The sequence below is a fragment of the Campylobacter concisus genome, assembly GCF_003048405.1.
Classification (GTDB): domain Bacteria; phylum Campylobacterota; class Campylobacteria; order Campylobacterales; family Campylobacteraceae; genus Campylobacter_A; species Campylobacter_A concisus_Q.
Genome location: NZ_PIQS01000003.1, coordinates 139409 through 157067, shown reverse-complemented (window position 1 = coordinate 157067; position 17659 = coordinate 139409). Strand labels below are relative to the sequence as shown.

14 protein-coding genes and 1 pseudogene are annotated in these 17659 nt (G+C 40.5%); 4 read left to right on the top strand and 11 right to left on the bottom strand.

All coding sequences use genetic code 11. The annotated features are described in order from the left end of the window. From CVT18_RS07715 to CVT18_RS07700, 4 genes and pseudogenes are all read right to left on the bottom strand, one after another. On the bottom strand, nt 1-953 hold a 953-nt coding region (locus CVT18_RS07715; protein WP_159071495.1), incomplete at its 3' end, for an ATP-binding protein. Between the two features lie 169 nt (nt 954-1122). Next, the gene (locus tag CVT18_RS07710; RefSeq protein WP_103629073.1) at nt 1123-2115 is read right to left on the bottom strand and encodes a tyrosine-type recombinase/integrase; all 993 of its coding nucleotides are present in this window, start codon (nt 2113-2115) and stop codon (nt 1123-1125) included. A 165-nt stretch (nt 2116-2280) separates the two neighbouring features. Next, nucleotides 2281-2551: pseudogene (locus CVT18_RS07705) on the bottom strand (Fic/DOC family N-terminal domain-containing protein); the annotation flags it as partial. A 137-nt stretch (nt 2552-2688) separates the two neighbouring features. Then, entirely contained in the window at nt 2689-3834 is a 1146-nt protein-coding gene (locus CVT18_RS07700; protein WP_103629072.1) for a tyrosine-type recombinase/integrase, read from the bottom strand. A gap of 542 nt (nt 3835-4376) precedes the next feature. Between CVT18_RS07700 and CVT18_RS07695 the strand changes: the two genes are divergently transcribed. The 3 genes from CVT18_RS07695 to CVT18_RS07680 all read left to right on the top strand — a co-directional run bounded on the left by CVT18_RS07695 (nt 4377) and on the right by CVT18_RS07680 (nt 8859). After that, the gene (locus CVT18_RS07695) at nt 4377-4643 is read left to right on the top strand and encodes a helix-turn-helix transcriptional regulator (RefSeq protein ID WP_107824404.1); all 267 of its coding nucleotides are present in this window, start codon (nt 4377-4379) and stop codon (nt 4641-4643) included. A 34-nt stretch (nt 4644-4677) separates the two neighbouring features. Then, entirely contained in the window at nt 4678-6357 is a 1680-nt protein-coding gene (locus CVT18_RS07690) for a hypothetical protein (protein WP_107824403.1), read from the top strand. Between the two features lie 258 nt (nt 6358-6615). Next, on the top strand, nt 6616-8859 hold the full coding sequence (locus CVT18_RS07680) for a molybdopterin oxidoreductase family protein (RefSeq protein ID WP_234410309.1): 2244 nt from the start codon (nt 6616-6618) through the stop codon (nt 8857-8859). Nucleotides 8860-9032: 173 nt separating this feature from the next. On the opposite strand, the gene fdh3B is transcribed toward CVT18_RS07680, so the two are convergent. From fdh3B to tupB, 6 genes are all read right to left on the bottom strand, one after another. Beyond that, the gene (gene fdh3B / locus CVT18_RS07675) at nt 9033-9674 is read right to left on the bottom strand and encodes a formate dehydrogenase FDH3 subunit beta (RefSeq protein ID WP_103628642.1); all 642 of its coding nucleotides are present in this window, start codon (nt 9672-9674) and stop codon (nt 9033-9035) included. A 1-nt stretch (nt 9675) separates the two neighbouring features. Next, the gene (locus CVT18_RS07670; RefSeq protein ID WP_234410312.1) at nt 9676-12486 is read right to left on the bottom strand and encodes a molybdopterin-dependent oxidoreductase; all 2811 of its coding nucleotides are present in this window, start codon (nt 12484-12486) and stop codon (nt 9676-9678) included. A 47-nt stretch (nt 12487-12533) separates the two neighbouring features. Next, nucleotides 12534-12710: a twin-arginine translocation signal domain-containing protein gene (locus CVT18_RS07660; RefSeq protein WP_009496297.1), complete on the bottom strand. Its 177-nt coding sequence runs from the start codon at nt 12708-12710 to the stop codon at nt 12534-12536. Next, on the bottom strand, nt 12697-13422 hold the full coding sequence (locus CVT18_RS07655; RefSeq protein ID WP_107824402.1) for a molecular chaperone: 726 nt from the start codon (nt 13420-13422) through the stop codon (nt 12697-12699). The genes CVT18_RS07660 and CVT18_RS07655 overlap by 14 nt, the downstream gene beginning before the upstream one ends. A 301-nt stretch (nt 13423-13723) precedes the next feature. Next, nucleotides 13724-14677, bottom strand: a complete 954-nt coding sequence (gene tupC, locus CVT18_RS07650) for a tungstate ABC transporter ATP-binding protein TupC (protein WP_103628638.1) — start codon at nt 14675-14677, stop codon at nt 13724-13726. Between the two features lie 94 nt (nt 14678-14771). Continuing rightward, nucleotides 14772-15464, bottom strand: a complete 693-nt coding sequence (tupB, locus tag CVT18_RS07645) for a tungstate ABC transporter permease TupB (protein WP_103628637.1) — start codon at nt 15462-15464, stop codon at nt 14772-14774. A gap of 74 nt (nt 15465-15538) precedes the next feature. Between tupB and tupA the strand changes: the two genes are divergently transcribed. Then, nucleotides 15539-16357 (top strand): tungstate ABC transporter substrate-binding protein TupA, encoded by an 819-nt coding sequence (tupA, locus tag CVT18_RS07640; RefSeq protein ID WP_087584700.1) that lies wholly within the window; start codon nt 15539-15541, stop codon nt 16355-16357. Nucleotides 16358-16430: 73 nt separating this feature from the next. Here tupA and CVT18_RS07635 read toward each other — a convergent pair whose 3' ends face one another. Next, on the bottom strand, nt 16431-17615 hold the full coding sequence (locus CVT18_RS07635) for a hypothetical protein (RefSeq protein ID WP_103628636.1): 1185 nt from the start codon (nt 17613-17615) through the stop codon (nt 16431-16433). Nucleotides 17616-17659: the final 44 nt, after the last annotated feature.

The window sequence follows — 17659 nt, the reverse complement described above, 5'->3', positions numbered from 1 at the left end:
AGATGTATATAAGAAACAGCAGTAAAAACATTATCATAATCATCCTGGCCATCAATATAGTCTTTATCTGCAAAATACTTTGATTTCACTATTATGGAATGATTTTGTTTAAAGCCAGGGAAAGATAATTTGTTTTTACCTGATGGTGCTATGCCTTTTAGCGCACCTTTATCATCTAAAAATAATATATGCTTTTGTCTATCTGGTTTTAGTTTAACTCTATCGTTCCATATATAAAAATCGACATTAAAATGACACTCAAGATCTTCGTTCAAAACAGTGATTTTGCTTTCTATTTGTTTTTCTATAAAATTTTTTATCTCCAATAATTCGTCATTAACGTATATTTTTGTACTATGCGAGGCTATTCTGTCGGCAAAATATGATATAAGCTCATTTCTTATATATTCGACATAAGCTTCTTTTGTGTGTTTTTCTACATCAAAATAACTTGTCAAAATATTTTTAAATTGTATTAATGTTGTAAAACTATTGTTAATTTTAGTATCGATTTTGCCACCAAAAACGTCTTTCATGATTGCTATATTTCTTTTATCTTTGCAATCAAATGTAATCTTATGTATTACATTATTTCTAGCGACAAAAATATTAATATTGTTAGGATTATTTGTGACAGTAAGATACGTATATCTTCCCCTACCTCTTTTACCGTAATTTGTTTTTTCGTACTTAGTAGAGACTTTGTATTGACAAAAAACTTCCTCAAATTCGTTATCGTCAGTAGGTATTCCTAATCCGTCATCAGCTATATCTATGCTGTAATAAACATGGTCAAACATTCCGCTATTATCAATATTTTCATACAAATTTACATAAATATTTTTGCTTTCGGCATCAATGGCATTTGCAACCGCTTCTATGATAGCTGAATCGGACGGTTTGATATCGTTTTTTATTGATTGAAAAGTAACTTTGGTATCAAAACTTTTCATGCAAATATCCTTCTCGATAGTATAAAAATAGTATAGTAGCAAAAAAATATAAGAGAGTTTTGAAAAATCTTTAATTGTCGTTAAAACGAGAGTGACATAGGCAAATTTTAACTTGACTCTCATTTTGGAATGAAGGAGCTATCATTATTAAAATGTGTATTAAAAAATTTTATGACATCGTATGGATATCCGCGCTAGCTTCCGCAAGAGCGCCGACTACTATATCTCTCGCCATGTGTAGGTGAAAATTCTCAACTCCTGAGAGTTCTCTGATTTTTTTGACTTGCCTGTCTAGATTAACTATCGTCTCGCCGCTTACGGGGCTGGCAAACACTAGCTCAACTACCCTCGGTATCTCTTGTAGTTTGGCGGCTATAAAATTTGGGATAGCTACGATATAGTCGTTAGAGTTTTTCGTCCTCTCTAAAAGCATCGTGTTATTGCCGAAATTTATGTTTTTCCATTTTAGGTTTAAGATTTCGGACTTTCGCCTGCCCGTAAAAATCAGGGCAAAAAGCGTCCAGTAAAAAACGTCGTCGGCGTAAAGCTCATTAATGGCAGAAAATAAATTTCTAAGCTTATCCGAGCAGTTGATAACTTTTGATTTTTTCTCGATTTTATCAAGCTTTAAACCAAACGTCGGCTCGAAAGCTAGAGCCCTATGAATAAGCGCGTACTTAAACATAGGGCGTAAAATTTCTTTTATCGTTTTATTGTATGTTTTTGGCGATAGCCCTTTGCTTCGCATAGAGTTATAAAAAATTTGAATATGATCAAGCGTTACCTTTTCTATAGCCAGCGAGCCTAGCGGGCTGTTTTTGATATGATTGTTAAACATCGCCGCTAGCCCGGTCGTAGCTTTGGTTTTGGCTCTAGTTTCCATATATAAATCCCAAAGCTGCTTAACTTTGATGTTTGGCTGGATTCTAGAAATATTAGATGCCGCCATATCTTTGCCTTTTGCCCACTCCGCAAAAACCGCCATAGCTTCTTGTAAATATTCCCGCCCGGTCCATTTTTCTCTTACGGCTATTTCTACTACCTTAGTGGCTCGCCTTCCGTCGCTACTTCTTTTTCTGAATAAAAACTTATTCGTATGATTTTTACTCACGTAGATATTTGGAACTTTCGTCTTTTTGTATTCGCTTAGACTGATTGACATTTGAGTCCTTTTTAAAATCCTTTGTGCCGCTTTGAGTAACCCATTGGGTAACCCATTTGACGATAGATTTATAATTCTAAAAAGTTATAATCAGCTTAAAATATTGTATTTTAGGACTATACAAACTTATATAATCCTTAATAAATCTGCGACGTATTTTTTCATAACCTCTTTTGCACTTTGAGCTATTTTGGTTTCGTCTATTTGCGCTAAAAATAGCTCATCGTGGTCGTGATAATGTTTTCGATCGCGCTTGATCTTTTGCCTCTTGCGGTACGAGAGAATTTATCAAAATATAATGGTTTGGAATGGTTTTTATAAAACCGTTTAGTTCGCCTAGTTTTCTTGAGGCTCTATTTAGCGCTTTATAAATTTTCTCGGTAGGCTTAAAATCCAGCGGAAGCTCTTGCGGTATAAATTCTCTTTTTTGGGTCATTGTGTTTGCCTATATATAATATATACGATTTAAATTTATGGTTTTATTTTTAAAAATGGTAAGCGACAGAATCGAACATCTCAATCTATCTAATAATTGTTGGATTATACAATTTTTTTTACATATAAACCACAAAATTATACTTTATATAGTTTCTTCACCATCTCCTTACCACTGTCTGGCATTAGTTTCGCGTATCTTAGAGTATGGTTGATATCAGAGTGATTCATGAGCTTTTTTATCGTTAGTATCGGGGTGCCGGCTATGGCCAGATGAGAGGCGAACGTGTGCCTTAGCGTGTGTATTACGACCCTATTTGCGCTATCCTCTGGCGCAAGCCCATCATTAAAGAGTTTGTTTAATAGATGTTGCAAAACGTTTTGAAGTGTGGCGTAGGGTTTATCGACAAGAGCATCATTTGGCGAAATCTTCGTGTAAATTTTATTTATCAGCACCAATGCCTCATCGCTTAAAAATCCCGTATATCTTTTATTTTCTGGATTTTTGCTTTTAAAGTCGGTTATATTTACACTCATATTTGAAAGCGATATATCTTTTTTCTTTATACTTAATATGCCATCAAGCCTAGCTCCAGTACATAAAGCAAGTTCTACGAATAACTCTAGTGCAAAATCTCCTTTACAGGCTAGCTCTTTGCGTAAAAGCTCGATTTCTACAAGTTCTAAAAATCTTTCTCGTTTATTATCTGGTTTTTTGATCTCTATATCAAATGGACTAAGATGAGATATAAGCTTTTGTTTTATAGCGTAGTTAAAAATCGTTCTTATTATGCCCATAATAGCATTTGTACGCGATTGTGATAGCTTGCGACCGGTTCTGCTAGACACAGTTTCTTTTATATTTTTAAAATGCTCTTGTATCATCTCGGAGCTTATCAAGCTTGTAACGATACTTCCGAATTTACTTTTATGATACTGCTCATACATACAAATTTGCTCTTTAATGTTTTCCGTTTTATCTGGCGTTTGTTCGAGCCTATAATCAAAAAATGCTTTTGCTATGTCATCAAATTTTAAACCACCTTTAACAAGCTGTTTCTTAGTTATACTATCCGGTAGCTCGCCGTTTCTCTTTTTGGTGTCGTATTCTTTCTTTTTATTATAGGCGTAGGTTACGTTTACGCCTTCTGATTTTGAGCCTACTTTTATGTCTTTGCCGTCTAATCTTACGTAAAAAATCATATCGTTATTTTCGGGAATATAAATTCTAACTCCCGGATATTTATTTGTATTTGCAAATTTATTATAAGACATTAAAGCCATTTAAGGTTTCTCCTTTTACTTAAAAAGTGGCGAAGCATTTTTCCCCTTTATTTCCCCTCTATTTTTATAAAAATACATGATATTTTAGGATAGCTTAGAATAAGCTTAATCAATAAAATCGCCTATTTTAGGTATTTTTGTAGTATATTAGAGGTATATAAAATACTTTAAGAAATAGTATTATACGAATCCAGCATCCGGAGCCATATATACTCAAAAATCTCTTTAAACCCCGATTTTACCGATATTTCAAGAGCTTTAAGTTTTCTTAGTTTTATAAAATTTGTTCCCTATTTGTTCCCGAAATTTTTTAATATTCCAATTTCTTACCAAGCTTTCTAAGTTAATCTAAGATACCTTATTTTTGTTTTAAAAAACAAGAAAACAATTTTTTACTCTCAATTACTCTAAAATACTCTAAAGAACCATATGGTATTAAAAGTTTTTCAAAAAACTACCCAAAAACCGCTCAAAATAGCAAAAGTAAATAAAAAGTTGCTGTAATTAGTTATGTAAGAACTAAGCAAAAGGAGAAAAATAATATGCTTAATGAATTATATAACGACCTAGAATACAAAACGCTTCTTGAGCACATATCTAGCCAATATAAAGGAAAGGTGGTTTTAGACAGAAAGCAAACCGCAGCGGTTCTTGGTATTGGTATATCCACTCTTGATCTTCGTATATCGCAGGGCAGGGATATTCCACGTTATATCAAAATTGGAGATGCAAAGAATTCTCGCATAGCGTTTGCGATAACGGATATTGCAGCTTATATTTTTCAAAAAAGTGTTAAAACATGCTCTTAATTTCTATAGTAGATAATAAAGAAAAGGATCAAAAATGAGTAATGCTCTTCAAATAGGCGGACACAGCCTAGTTCTTTGTGTAAGAAGCGAATTCTTGACGCTCAAAAAGGCTATTATAAGGTATGAGCACAATGTTAGAGAGGTCAAACACGCCTCTAAAATCGGATATCTTAGAGGTAACAGCCGAAATAATAGATACATAGTGCTTAGCGAATATAACGATAACGGCAATATGCGAGAGATGCCTAGTAGCGATAGGGAATTTAACGATAGAAAGTATATAAAAGCACTCTTGAAAAAATACCACGAAAAAATGAAAGCCGACTACGAAGCCCAAACTAAAATCTATAAAAACGGCAAGGTGGTAAAGAATCGTTGGCGAGAAAATATGGTCGGGTTTTCCGAAATAGTCATAAGTTTCGGCACCGATCGGAATAAAGAATCCAAAGAAGGGCTAAATAAAACCGAAGTAAATTTTATCAACGCTCAGGTCTCGCTCGACAGAGTTAGAAGATTTGCAAACGATTATTGCGCTAAATACGGCGTTAAATGCCTGCTAATCGCTGAGCACAACGATGAGAAAACTAAGCATTATCAGCTTATTTTTACGAATTACCAATTTGAAAACCATAAAAATCTTAGGTTTAGCGGCAAGGGCGAAACGCTAAAATTCGGCAGAAGTATGCAAGAAATGGGAGGGGCGGCGTTTAAGGGCATAGCATTGCGCGGCGAGCTAGGCTCTAAGATGAGGCATAAAAATATAAAACAAATGCACAAAACAGAAAAAGAGTATAGTAATGAGCAAAAGTTTAAAAATAAAATTAGACAATCCATAGTCGATGAAGCAAGAAAGTATATAAAAAAGAAAGAGTCTATGTTCGGCAAAGACTATTTGAGATTGGAAATTGAGGACGATAAGACTTTTATAACGAGTCTTACGAATTTAGTATTAGATCAAATGCAAAATAATATAAGTATAGTTACCGACGTAGAACTAAAACAAAGGATTTACGAGCTAACGAATCAACTAATAAACAAGGGTGAGATAATTGTAAAAAATAACGAGCTGGATCAATCCAACGAAAATCTAATCCAAGAAAATAAAAAGCTAAAAGAGATAAACGCAAATCTAAATAATCAAGACGAAATTATAAAAGATAGAAATTTACAAATAGGCAATCTCTCGGCCGAGCTAATTCAAAAAGAAGATGAAAACAATAAACTAAAAAGCCGATTAGAAAATATTGAAGCTGATATAGCGCAAATAGATAAACTAAAACAAAAAGCCGACCAAAGCGATGCCCTACAAAGCAAGCTCGAAGAAGCTAATACAGATCTAGAAAGCAAAGAAAAAACAAATCAGTCTTTGAAACAAAGAAACGAAGAGCTGGAGGCGTCGTTAAGTAACGAGAATGCCTTAAAGGAAGACAATGAAAGCAAGCTACTACAAATCGTTAAACTACAAACTTCTATAAATGGCAAAGTTCAAAGAATATCTGAGCTAGAAGAAGAAGCAAAAGTTAAAGACGAAACGATAGAAAATTTACAGGATAAGTTAACTATATTAGAAAACTTTAAAACGAAAGTTATTAATTTTATCTTAAAAATAAGCAATTTAATACCGGATTTTAATAAGCTGTTGAATGATGAGCCTACGGAGATAAAAAATGAGATAAAAGGCAAAGCATACAGTAGGGATGGGATGGAGATATAAGCAAGTTATCGGCAGCAAGAAATCTTTAATAGATTGTTATAGAGTGGTACCGGTAGGACAAATTTTATCAAAATGACTAATATGTGATTTTTCTTTCAAAATACGATTTTAAAGGCAAATTTAGCCAAAAAAGGAATATTCTAAATTTACATATTACTTAAATAATTCTTAAAAAAATATACTAATTTTAAAACTAAATTTATATTTGCAGTTGTATAATAATCTCATAATTTTCAGTAATACTAGAAAGGAGCAAAAATGGAAGAGATCGTAAAGACCACCTGTCCATATTGCGGTACGGGCTGCGGCATCGATCTTATCGTGCGAAACGGTAGAATCGTAGATGCCAAACCTAGCAAAGACCACCACGTAAACGACGGCGAACTTTGCTTAAAAGGAATGTTCGGATGGGAGTTCGTAAACTCTCCTAAACGCTTAAGCCGACCGATGATGAGAAAGCTAAATGGCGTCTACGACAAGCACGGAGAGCTTGAAGAAGTGAGTTTTGAGGAGGTTTATGATTTCCTCGCGGATAAATTTAAATCCACCGTCGCAAAATACGGTCCAAGCTCGATCATGGGCTTTAGCTCCGCGCGCTCAAATAACGAAGACAACTACGTTTTCCAGAAATTTTTCCGAGCTCAGGGTAGCAACAACGTCGATCACTGCGCCCGTCTTTGACACGCTCCTACAGTGGCAGGTCTTGCCAGCACGCTAGGAAACGGAACGATGACGAACGATTTAGTAGAATTTGCGACCGACACGGACGTATTTTTACTCATCGGTACCAACACGAGCGAGTGCCACCCGATCATCGCTATGCAGATGCAGCGCGGACTTCAGCGCGGCGCAAAGATGATCGTCGTAGATCCAAAACGCACCGATATGGCCAAAAAAGCCGATATCTATCTGCAAATCCCGATCGGAGCGAATATCAAAACGCTAAACACGATGATGCACGTCATAATCGCCGAAAATTTGCAAGATAGCGAATTTATAGAAAAATACTCCGAGGGATTTGAGTATCTAAAAGAAGCGGTTAAGGACTTTACGCCTGAGCGTTTCGAGTGCGAAACTGGTATAAAAAAAGAGCTCATCATAGAGGCAGCTAGAATGTATGCTAAAGCAGGCGCGGCGGCGATTTGCTACACGATGGGCATCACGCAGTTTAGCGACGGCACGTCAAACGTATTTTCGCTATCAAATTTAGCCGTTTTAACCGGAAATTTAGGCAAAAAGGGTGCGGGCGTAAATCCTCTGCGCGGTCAAAACAACGTCCAAGGCGCATGCGACATGGGCGCGCTGCCTAACGTCATCCCGGCCGGCGCGGTAAATAGCCCTTATGCACAGGAGCAAGCGCGCAAAGTATGGCACTTTGAGCTAAATCCGGTTCCGGGCTTTAAGCTAACGCAAGCGCCGGATAAAATGGATAGCGGCGAGCTAAAAGTCCTCTACGTCTACGGCGAAAACCCCGTAATGAGCGACCCTTGGACCGAGCACTTCGTCCACGCCGTGCATCATCTAGACTGCTTTATAGTGCAGGATTTGTTTTTCACAGAGAGCGCGCACAAGGCCGACGTGGTGCTACCTGCCGCTGGCTGGGGCGAAAAGGACGGAACGTTTATCAACACCTCTCGCCGCGTCCAGCGAACGCGCAAGGCTAGCGAACCGGTTAGCGGCGTAGAGCCTGACTGGAAAGTCGTGTGCAACATCGCAAACCGCATGGGGCTAGAGGGATTTGATTTTGCGAGCCCTGAGCAAATTTGGAACGAGCTAAGGGAACTCATGCCTAAATTTTTCGGTGGTATCAGCTACTATAGACTAGGCAAGCTAGGCGGTATCAGCTGGCCGTGCCCCGACGAGGAGCATCCGGGTACGCCGGTGCTTTACGCAGATCACAAGTCTATGCTACCGGGCGGTAAATTCCGCTTTGCGCCGGTGCTGTACCTAGACGATAAAGGGGAGCGCGCAAAGGCCGAGACCGAATTTAGAGCTAAGATGAATATCCCGGACGGCTATCCGGTCGGTAGCGGAGCGCTTAGCGAAGTACCAGACGAGGTATATCCGTGCCTATTTACGACCGGACGCAAGGTCTATCACTACCACACCGGAACGATGACGAGAGAGTGCCCTGCCCTAGAGTACGGTGCTGGCGTAGAGGGCGCGCTCATAGAGGTGAGCCCGGATATCGCTCGCGAGAGAGAGCTAGAGGAAGGCTGCTACGCGCTCGTGCAAAACAAACGCGGACAGATCGCGGCAAAACTGCGCGTAAATCCGGATCTAAAAGAAGGCACGATATTTACGACCTTCCACTATAGCGAGGCCGACGGTAACGAGCTAGCAAACGCCAGCGACCCAGATCCGCTCTCAGGCATCACACCTCTAAAGATGACGATAGCAAATATCAGGCGTCTAAGCGAAGAGGAATTTATCAAATTTAGAGAGCAAAACGAGATGTCGATGCACTCGGCAAATCCGTATTTGTCGCCTGTTAGAGCGTAAATTTAGGGCGGGAGACCGCCCTTTTTCTACTTAATTTTATCCACTTTTATTCCAACTAACGCGTAAAAATTTAATAAAGCTAAAGAAGCGTGAGTTAAATTTGACGCAGCCAAACTGCGTCAAATTTGATGAGATTGCTCGCTCCTGCAATCTCGGCGAGAGTGAGCTAAATTTTAAGATTTTATCTTAAGCCTATCGCCAGCATAGTAGGCGAGCTTCCAGGTCGGAGTTTGTTTTAGGTCTTTAAAGCCGTAGCCGCGTGCCTTGACCCTATCGCCGTAGATTTTTTCTATCATTACAGATTCGCCTACTAGCAGCGCCTTTGTCGAGCACATTGCGGCACAAACCGGCACTTTGCCTTCGGAAATTCTATCCTGGCCGTACTCTTCGCGCTCGGCTTCGCTATTTGTCGGTAGCGGACCACCTGCACACATCGTACATTTATCCATAACGCCTCTTGCGCCAAATACACCATCTTTAGGGAATTGTGGTGCGCCGAACGGACACGCGTATAGACAGTATCCGCAGCCGATACAGATATCTTTGTCGTGTAGCACGATACCATCGCTCCTGATATAAAAGCAATCAACCGGGCAAACCAGCGAGCACGGAGCGTCCTCGCAGTGCATGCAGGCTATCGAGGTTGATATTTCCTTACCGGGTACGCCTTCGTTTAGCGTGATGACGCGGCGGCGGCGGATGCCAAGAGGCAGCTCGTGAGCCTCGTCGCAAGCCACCGCACAGCCGTTACAGTCGATACATCTATCGTCGTCGCAGTAAAATTTAAGTCTATTGTTATCGTTAAATTCGCTCATTTTACGCCTTTTCTATGCGGCATAGACCGCTTTTGGTTTCAGGAATCTGAGTGTTTATATCATATCCGTAGTTAGTGACGGTATTTGCGCTCTCGCCTACCGCATAAGGCTTGGTGCCTTCCGGGAAATTACCCGTCATATCAACGCCTTGCATATAACCCGCATAATGAAACGGCATAAAGATGGTGTCGGGTTTAACGGACGGTACCACTCTGGCGCGCACCTTAACCTTAGTACCTTCAGGCGAATGAACCCAGATGAAATCCCAGTTTTTAATGCCGTGTTTAGCCGCAAGTTCAGGGTGGATATCCGCAAACATCTCAGGCGTCAAGCGGCTTAGATACATACTAGCTCTCGTCTCCATGCCCGCGCCGCTAAAATTTACGAGGCGAGCCGTCGTGAGGATAATAGGAAATTCTTTTGAGTAGTCCTTTGCTAGCTGGACGGATTTAAATTTCGTATCGACGCGGTTTTGAAGTTTCTTATCCTCAAAGCTCGGATACTTCTGCGCTAGATCAAATCTAGGCGTATGCAGCGGCTCTCTGTGAAGAGGAATTTGATCCGCAAAAGTCCAAACGATCGTCCTAGCTCGCGCGTTGCCGTACGGAGCGATGTTTTTCTCCATGCATTTTTTAGCGATGATATTACTATCGTCATGTATCCAGCTGCCGCCTATTTTAGCCTTTTCATCCTCGGTTAGCGTGATGCCTAGCACCTTTTCGATGTTATCTTTTTTGATCTCCGGATATCCGCCCTTGACAAACGAATCTACTGGCGCGCTACCGTCTGCGGCTAATTGGCTAACTCCGTTATGCTCTAAGCCGAAGCGGTTTCTAAAACCCATACCGCCTTGCCTAACGGGCTTGTTTATATCGTAAAGTATCGGGCTGCCCGGATGATCCTCCGTCCAGCACGGCCACGGCAAGCCGTAGTATTCGCCTTCGACTACGGTGCCCGGTTTTCCTAGACTTGTTTTTTCGTCAAATTTATCCCAGTTTTCTTGGTGCTTTTTGAGCCTTTCCGGAGTCCAACCCGTCATGCCGATAGTTTTTATTATATTTGCGATCTCGCGCGTAGCGACCTCAGGCCACTCGATCTTACCTTCGGCGTCTCTGATCGTGCGCGTTAGCTCGTCATAGTAGCCTAGCCTTTTGGCAAGCTCAAACAAAATTTCATGATCCGGCATACTCTCAAACAAAGGCTCTACGACCTGGCTTCTCCACTGGCCGCTGCGGTTTGTCGCTACGACCGTACCGCTGGTTTCAAACTGCGTCGCCGCAGGCAGTATGTAGACGTCGTCTTTTTTGTCAGTTATCACGCCGGCATCGTTTACGAAAGGATCTACCAGCACTAAAAGCTCAAGCGCATCTAGGCCTTCTTTTACTTTTACTTGTTGCGCGGTTGATGTGATACCGTTGCCGATTACCACTAAGGCTTTTATACTGTCGCCGGCATTATCTACGGCTTCGTTGCCGTTTTTACCGTCAAGCACGCCCGCCCACCATTTTGATAGCGTAAATCCGGGTTTAAACATCATTTCAGGCTTAACGAAATTCTTTTGGAGCCATTCAAAATCGACCTTCCACATCTTAGCGAAGTATTTCCAGTTGGCTTCGTTTTTTGGATAGTACCCAGGTAGCTCGGTCGGCAAATTCGCCATATCCGTCGCGCCTTGAACGTTGTCGTGACCGCGCAGAATATTACAGCCTCCGCCCGATACGCCCATATTTCCTAGCACTAGTTGCAGGATCGGAGCGATACGAGTGTTTGAGCTGCCTATGGTGTGCTGAGTTAGACCCATCGCCCAAACGACCGATCCCGGGCGATTTTTGGCATAAACTTCGGTTATCTCAAGAAGCGTCTCTTTTTTGATTCCGCAAACATCGGCCACGACTTCAGGCGTCCATTTGGCAGCTTCTTCGCGGATCAGATCCATACCGTAGACGCGATCGTTTATAAATTCCTTATCTTCCCAGCCGTTTTGAAAGATGATATTCATCATGCCGTACATAAAAGGTATATCCGTGCCGGTGCGAATTTGAGCAAAATAATCAGCCTTAGCCGCAGTTCTCGTGTATCTTGGATCGACCACGATTAGCTTTGCGCCGTTATTTTCCTTCGCTTTTAGAAAATGTCTAAAGCCGACAGGGTGATTTACCGCCGGATTTGCGCCTACTATAAAGATAGACTTCGCGTTTTGGATATCTCCAAGATGATTGGTCATAGCTCCGTAACCCCAAGTATTCGCCACACCGGCGACTGTAGAGCTGTGTCAAAGACGTGCTTGGTGATCTAGGTTATTAGTCCCGAACATCGCTACGAATTTGCTTATATAATAGCTTTGTTCGTTGCAATCTTTTGCAGAGCCTAGAAACATCACTTGTTCAGGATTTTTCTCGCGATACGCCTTTAGTTTGGCGCCGATCTCGTCGAGAGCCTCTTTGTAGCTGATGCGTTTCCATTTGCCGCCTGCTTTTTTCATCGGGTATTTTACGCGGCAGTGAGAGCGCACCATATCGATGACGTCGCTGCCCTTACAGCAGTGGCCGCCCGCGCTTACCGGGTGATCTTGGGCTACCTCTTGGCGCACCCAAACGCCGTTTTCTACCTCGGCCCGCACTCCGCATCCAACGGAGCAAACCGTACAAACAGTTTTTACGATTTTAGAGTTAGGAAACGGATTTGCCATCTCTTCTTTGGTCGCACTTCTGGTTACGCCGCTAGCGGCCAGTCCGCTCATGCCGCCCGCTACGCCCGCTAGCGCGGCCATTTTTAAAAACGATCTTCGCCCGACTGCGTTTGAGTGGGGCATAAGACGTAAATTTGCCTCAGACATATTTATCCTTTCTTAAATTTTTATTATTTTGCTTGTTCGTAGTATAGATCCCAGTTTTTGCTTCTTTTATAAAGCACTTCGGTCTTTTTGCTTTTGCCGTATTTTAGGTTTGACGCCGCTGCCGTCGCTACTCCGGCCGTAGCCGCTACAGCTCCGACTAGCCCCGCCTTTTTTAAAAATTCTCGCCTATTTTTTTGCATTTTCTTCCTCCATAGCTTTTAGCTTTCTCACTCGGTTTTTTTGTCTTCTTATAGCCTCAGATCTTGAAACTCCGTCCAAAGTCTTTTTGTTTTTGCCGTGATTTATAGGACGCGGCGCGCTTAAAACTACGCGCTCAAACTCGATAAATCCTTGCAGTAGTACCGCGACGTCTTTGTAAATTTCGCTACTTTTGTGATTAAAAAGACTCTCTATAAACTCATCGACGTTTGGATTTATGACCTCTTTAAAAAGCTGCTCCTCAAGCTCGCCGTATAGCTCCAGCTCGCTCTCTCGCGCGATAAATTCACTCATCAGCGCAAATACAAAGCCCACGTTGTCTTCGTTTTCTTTAAATTTAGCCTCGTCGCGTCTAAGGTCGGTGCGGGCTAAAATTTTACGCACTTTCGCGCAGGCATGCCCGACCTCATAACCCTCGTCGTAGTACGACAGCGAGTTTCTAAGCGGACTTGGCGGAGCGTGGAAAATTTCATCGAATTCATCCACTAAATTTTGCGGATTTTTCTCGTCGAATTTTGCCTGTATGCGCATTATGGCAGCGGCCGATTCCTCGTTTAGAGCGTGCGCTGCGGCAAGGCCTAGCATCGCGTTTACACCTGCAAATCTATCCGCGCCTTGACTAAAAACGAAAAAACGCGAAAACAGCGAGTAGTAAAGCCCGCGTCCGGCTGCAAATTCGCCCTTGCTAGTCATTGCCTTCCTTTATCATTTTTATCTGTTTTTTGAGATTTTTCTCGATCGTGAAACTATACTACTTTTTGGCTTATTTCTTATACTTAAAAAAAAATAAATTAAAAAAATTAATATATGCTTAAATATGCCTTAGTTGCATATTACTTACGGCGAATTTTAGGGGATAAAATAAATATGAAATTTCCGCATATATATTGCATTTACGCTTCATTTTGATATTTACTTTTAACTAGGCTCTTTTAACGGGCGTTAAACGAGTCTAAATTTAAAATTTGAAGCGAAATTTGCAAAATTTCAGGGCTCACTCAAGCCCCAAAAACGCTTCTTCGTCAAATTTAAAATAAATCATCTCGCCGACGTTAAAATTTTGCGAATTCTCCGTCAGCGTTTTTATCAAAAAGTCGCCGACTTTGATTTTCACCAAAAGCTCTTTGCCAAGATAGAGCGAAACCGAGTGCAAGATGCCCTCAAAATAGCCTTCTATCGGCGTTTTGCTTAGCGTTATTTTACTTGGATTTACGGCGATCTTTACGGCGTTACGTAAATTTTGCGGTAAATTTACGCTCGCGTTTTCGTCAAATTTTAAAACCCCGTCCCGCGCGTCGAATATATTTTTGTACTCGAATTCGCACACACGCCCCTTGTGCAAAAAGACGTTTTCTTCGGCGATGGCGGTTAGCCATTTGTCGTCGTGGCTAGCGATCACAAAGCCGCAGCCGTATCTTTGCCGCATGTAAAGCACCGCTTTGCCAAACAGCTTTGACGTGCCCACGTCCACGCTATTTGTCGGCTCGTCGAGTAGATAAAGACGCGATCTAAGCGCCAAATTTAACGCAAAACTAACGCGCTGCGTCTGTCCGGAGCTAAGCTCAAAGTGACGCTTGTTTAAAAAACTCTCGTCAAGCCCGACCAAATTTAACGCCTCGCTCGCTCGCTCGTCAAATTCCCCTAGCACTCCGCGGCTTTTTAAAACGGCTCTAAAATTTTCTCTCACGGAGCGTTTTAAAAGCGCGGGTTCTGGCAGCAAAACGCTAACGTCGCGCAGTAAATTTAGACTAGGCGCGCTGCTTCCCCACAGCCGCACTTCGCCGCTAGTGGGCTTTTGCAAAAACGACATCACTCGCATTAGCGTACTTTTGCCGCTACCGTTGCTGCCCGTTAGCGCGGTGATTTTGCTAACGTCGATATCAAGACACGGGATGTTTAAAATCTCGCTCGCGCCGTAGTTTAGGCGTAAATTTCTAACGTTTATCACTTTGCGCCTTTCTCGTTAAATTTAAATAAAAGGCTCAAATTTGACGCGCCCAGGCCGCTTTTTGCGAGCATAAAATTTCTAAATTTATCAAATTTCATTTATCAAGCCTTTTTAGCGCATGTATCGCCAAATTTACCGCAAATGCGATAAAGATGAGCACCAAAGCTAGCGCTATACCCATGGCAAATTCGCCCTTGTTCGTCTCAAGCGAAACGGCTGTGGTAATCGTGCGGGTAAAATACTTGATGTTGCCACCTATCATCATCGCAACGCCCACTTCTGCCACTATCCTGCCGTAAGCAGTAGCGATAACTACCATTAGAGCGTAGCGCAACTCATAAAGCACGCAAAAAACTAGCTTTGCTGGCGCAAGGCGTAAATTTAGGATAGTTAGGTAGTGTTTTCTATCCATATTTTCAACCACGCTTGCAGTAAGCGAGATAATGATAGGAAGGGCTAGCACAAACTGACCTAGCATGACAGCTTTTAGCGTAAAGAGTAAATTTAGGCTGCCAAGCGGGCCATTTCTCGTGATAAATGCATATAAAATAAGACCGATCGCAACCGTTGGCATGGCAAGAGCTGTGTCACTTAGAAGGCGTAAAATTTTGCGGCCCTTAAAGTCATAAAATCCAAGTGAAAAACCAAGTGGAAAGCCTATAAGAACGGCAAAAAGTATCGACACACTTGATGTGTAAAGGGTAGCCTTGATGGCTGAATATGTTTCAAGATTGCCGTTTAAAAGTAGATTAAAGGCTTCTGCAAAGCCGTGAAGTAAAAAATCCAATTATTCTTTCCTAGCATATTTCTTAAGATTATTTTAAATGTGCTATAATATCACAATTTTTTTAAAGGAGAAAAATGAAAAAGATTATTTTAGGCTCACTAGCAGCCGCAGTTTTGGCGTTTGGCGCTGATAATGAACTAATCATGGCGACTACAACAAGTACAGATAACACTGGCTTGCTTGACGCGATCTATCCAGTTTATAAGGCAAAAACAGGCGTTGATATAAAATGGACAGCTGTTGGCACAGGCGCTGCACTAAAGCTTGGCGAAGACTGCAATGCTGACATACTTTTCGTTCACTCACCAAAAGTTGAGAAAGAATTTGTAGAAAAAGGTTTTGGCTTAAAAAGAAATGCCGTAATGTATAATGACTTCGTCGTTATCGCTGATAAATCAATCGCTGATAAATTTAAAGGTAAAGATATAAAAGAGAGCTTTGAGCTTATCAAAAAAGATGGTATCAAATTCTTCTCACGTGGCGATAAATCAGGCACAGACAATAAAGAAAAAGGCATCTGGAAAAAGATCGCTGGTGAAGTCCCTGAAAAAGACGGCTGGTATATGCAAACAGGCCAAGGTATGCTAGCTACGATAAATGCTGCTGCTGAGCAAAAAGGCGTTACATTTACTGATCGTGGTACTTACATTAAATATGAAGCAAACCAAAAAGGTCATCCTGAGATGGTCATCATCAACGAGGGCGACAACGATCTTAAAAACTTCTACTCTCTAATCGCAGTAAATCCAAAACACTGCCCTAAAACTGACATCGAAAATGCAGAGAAATTTATAAAATGGGCTACAAGCGAAGATGGTCAGAAATTTATAGGTGACTTTAAACTGCTAGATAAGCCGCTTTTCACGCCTGACGCAAACAGTCGCAAAAACTAATTTTATTTACGCGCAAATTTGAGTCGAATTTATGGCTTAAATTTGCGTGATTCGGGTGCACTTTGCGCCCTTTTTATAAATCAAATTTAAACTCTCCGACGTTATTTTTAAATATTTCAAAACACTTATTACTAACCACCTCGTCTTTAGTATATGCTTGATATAATTTTAGTAACTCTAAAGTCGTTATTATTAATATACCTTCACTTTTTGCATAGCTTATTTGATTGGCATGTATCGGCTCCCTTTTGCTAGGTTCTATGTCGCGTTGAGGGTTAACTATCAGCAGGCCTTTTACATTGCCAGGAGACTTGGTATCGTCTTCGGCTATTAAATCAGTTACATGTTTCTTGCACTGTGCTATATTGCTATTTTTGATGTTTGTATTTATTCCTTTTATCTCTACCATAAAGTTAATATATTCAAATTCGAATCTAAAATCTTCTTTTTTCACATCTGCAAAATGACTGTCTTTTAGCTTGAAAATATCTACTAAAATTTCCTTCACTACACCAACTAGCTCATCTCCTGTTGAATATAGGATTGATTTAAATCTATTATTTTTAGATATTTCTTTTTCTAATACATCAAGTTGTTTTAATATTTCATCTTTTTCACTCAAATAACTTATATTACTAAAATGCTCTATATTGTTTATCCATTCCGGAGCTACAGACTTCTGATATTTAGACAATATAAAATAAAGAACCGCGCGAGCCGCATTATTGTCTTTTATGTCTAGTGTTGTTATATATACGCCATTAATCTCCAATATAACATTTTTTCCGCCGTTTGATTTTTTTAACGATCTGTGTATAGACTCATCAAAAACAAAATCAGATAAGAATGTGTAATCATCTATTTTAGTTACACTTCTTTCATATCTGATAGTTGGAAAATTACGTATCATTGGCGATAAAGAATCCGGAAAATATTGGATTATACTAGATATTTTTATATTGGAAATACTTATTGTCCAGCCATCGCCACCAATTTCTTCTGTTGTTATATTTTGTGGCATTATTATCAAAGTATTACTTTTTTTAGTTTCCTTAAGTATTTCTGATAATAAGCTAGCAAATCCTTTAATGTCCAAACATATACTTTTCCTTTTATCAGATTTCCAGAGCTTACCATCATTAAAATCTATTATATTAAAGTCAAATTCATCAAAACTTCTCGGCTCGCTTATTTTGCTTATACAAAAACTTTCATCTCTCAAAAAGCAAGTGCGTTTAGTTAGTATTTGAATCTTCATTTTATACTCCAAATAGTTTATATAATTTGTATAAATTCCAATTT

What these genes read in the sequence shown, in the direction of transcription:
- CVT18_RS07710 (WP_103629073.1), bottom strand. Translation starts at nt 2,115, where the DNA reads ATGTCAATCAGTCTAAGCGAATACAAAAAGACGAAAGTTCCAAATATC.
- CVT18_RS07690 (WP_107824403.1), top strand. Translation starts at nt 4,678, where the DNA reads ATGAGTAATGCTCTTCAAATAGGCGGACACAGCCTAGTTCTTTGTGTA.
- fdh3B (WP_103628642.1), bottom strand. Translation starts at nt 9,674, where the DNA reads ATGAGCGAATTTAACGATAACAATAGACTTAAATTTTACTGCGACGAC.
- tupA (WP_087584700.1), top strand. Translation starts at nt 15,539, where the DNA reads ATGAAAAAGATTATTTTAGGCTCACTAGCAGCCGCAGTTTTGGCGTTT.
- CVT18_RS07655 (WP_107824402.1), bottom strand. Translation starts at nt 13,422, where the DNA reads ATGACTAGCAAGGGCGAATTTGCAGCCGGACGCGGGCTTTACTACTCG.
- CVT18_RS07695 (WP_107824404.1), top strand. Translation starts at nt 4,377, where the DNA reads ATGCTTAATGAATTATATAACGACCTAGAATACAAAACGCTTCTTGAG.
- CVT18_RS07635 (WP_103628636.1), bottom strand. Translation starts at nt 17,615, where the DNA reads ATGAAGATTCAAATACTAACTAAACGCACTTGCTTTTTGAGAGATGAA.
- CVT18_RS07700 (WP_103629072.1), bottom strand. Translation starts at nt 3,834, where the DNA reads ATGGCTTTAATGTCTTATAATAAATTTGCAAATACAAATAAATATCCG.
- CVT18_RS07660 (WP_009496297.1), bottom strand. Translation starts at nt 12,710, where the DNA reads ATGCAAAAAAATAGGCGAGAATTTTTAAAAAAGGCGGGGCTAGTCGGA.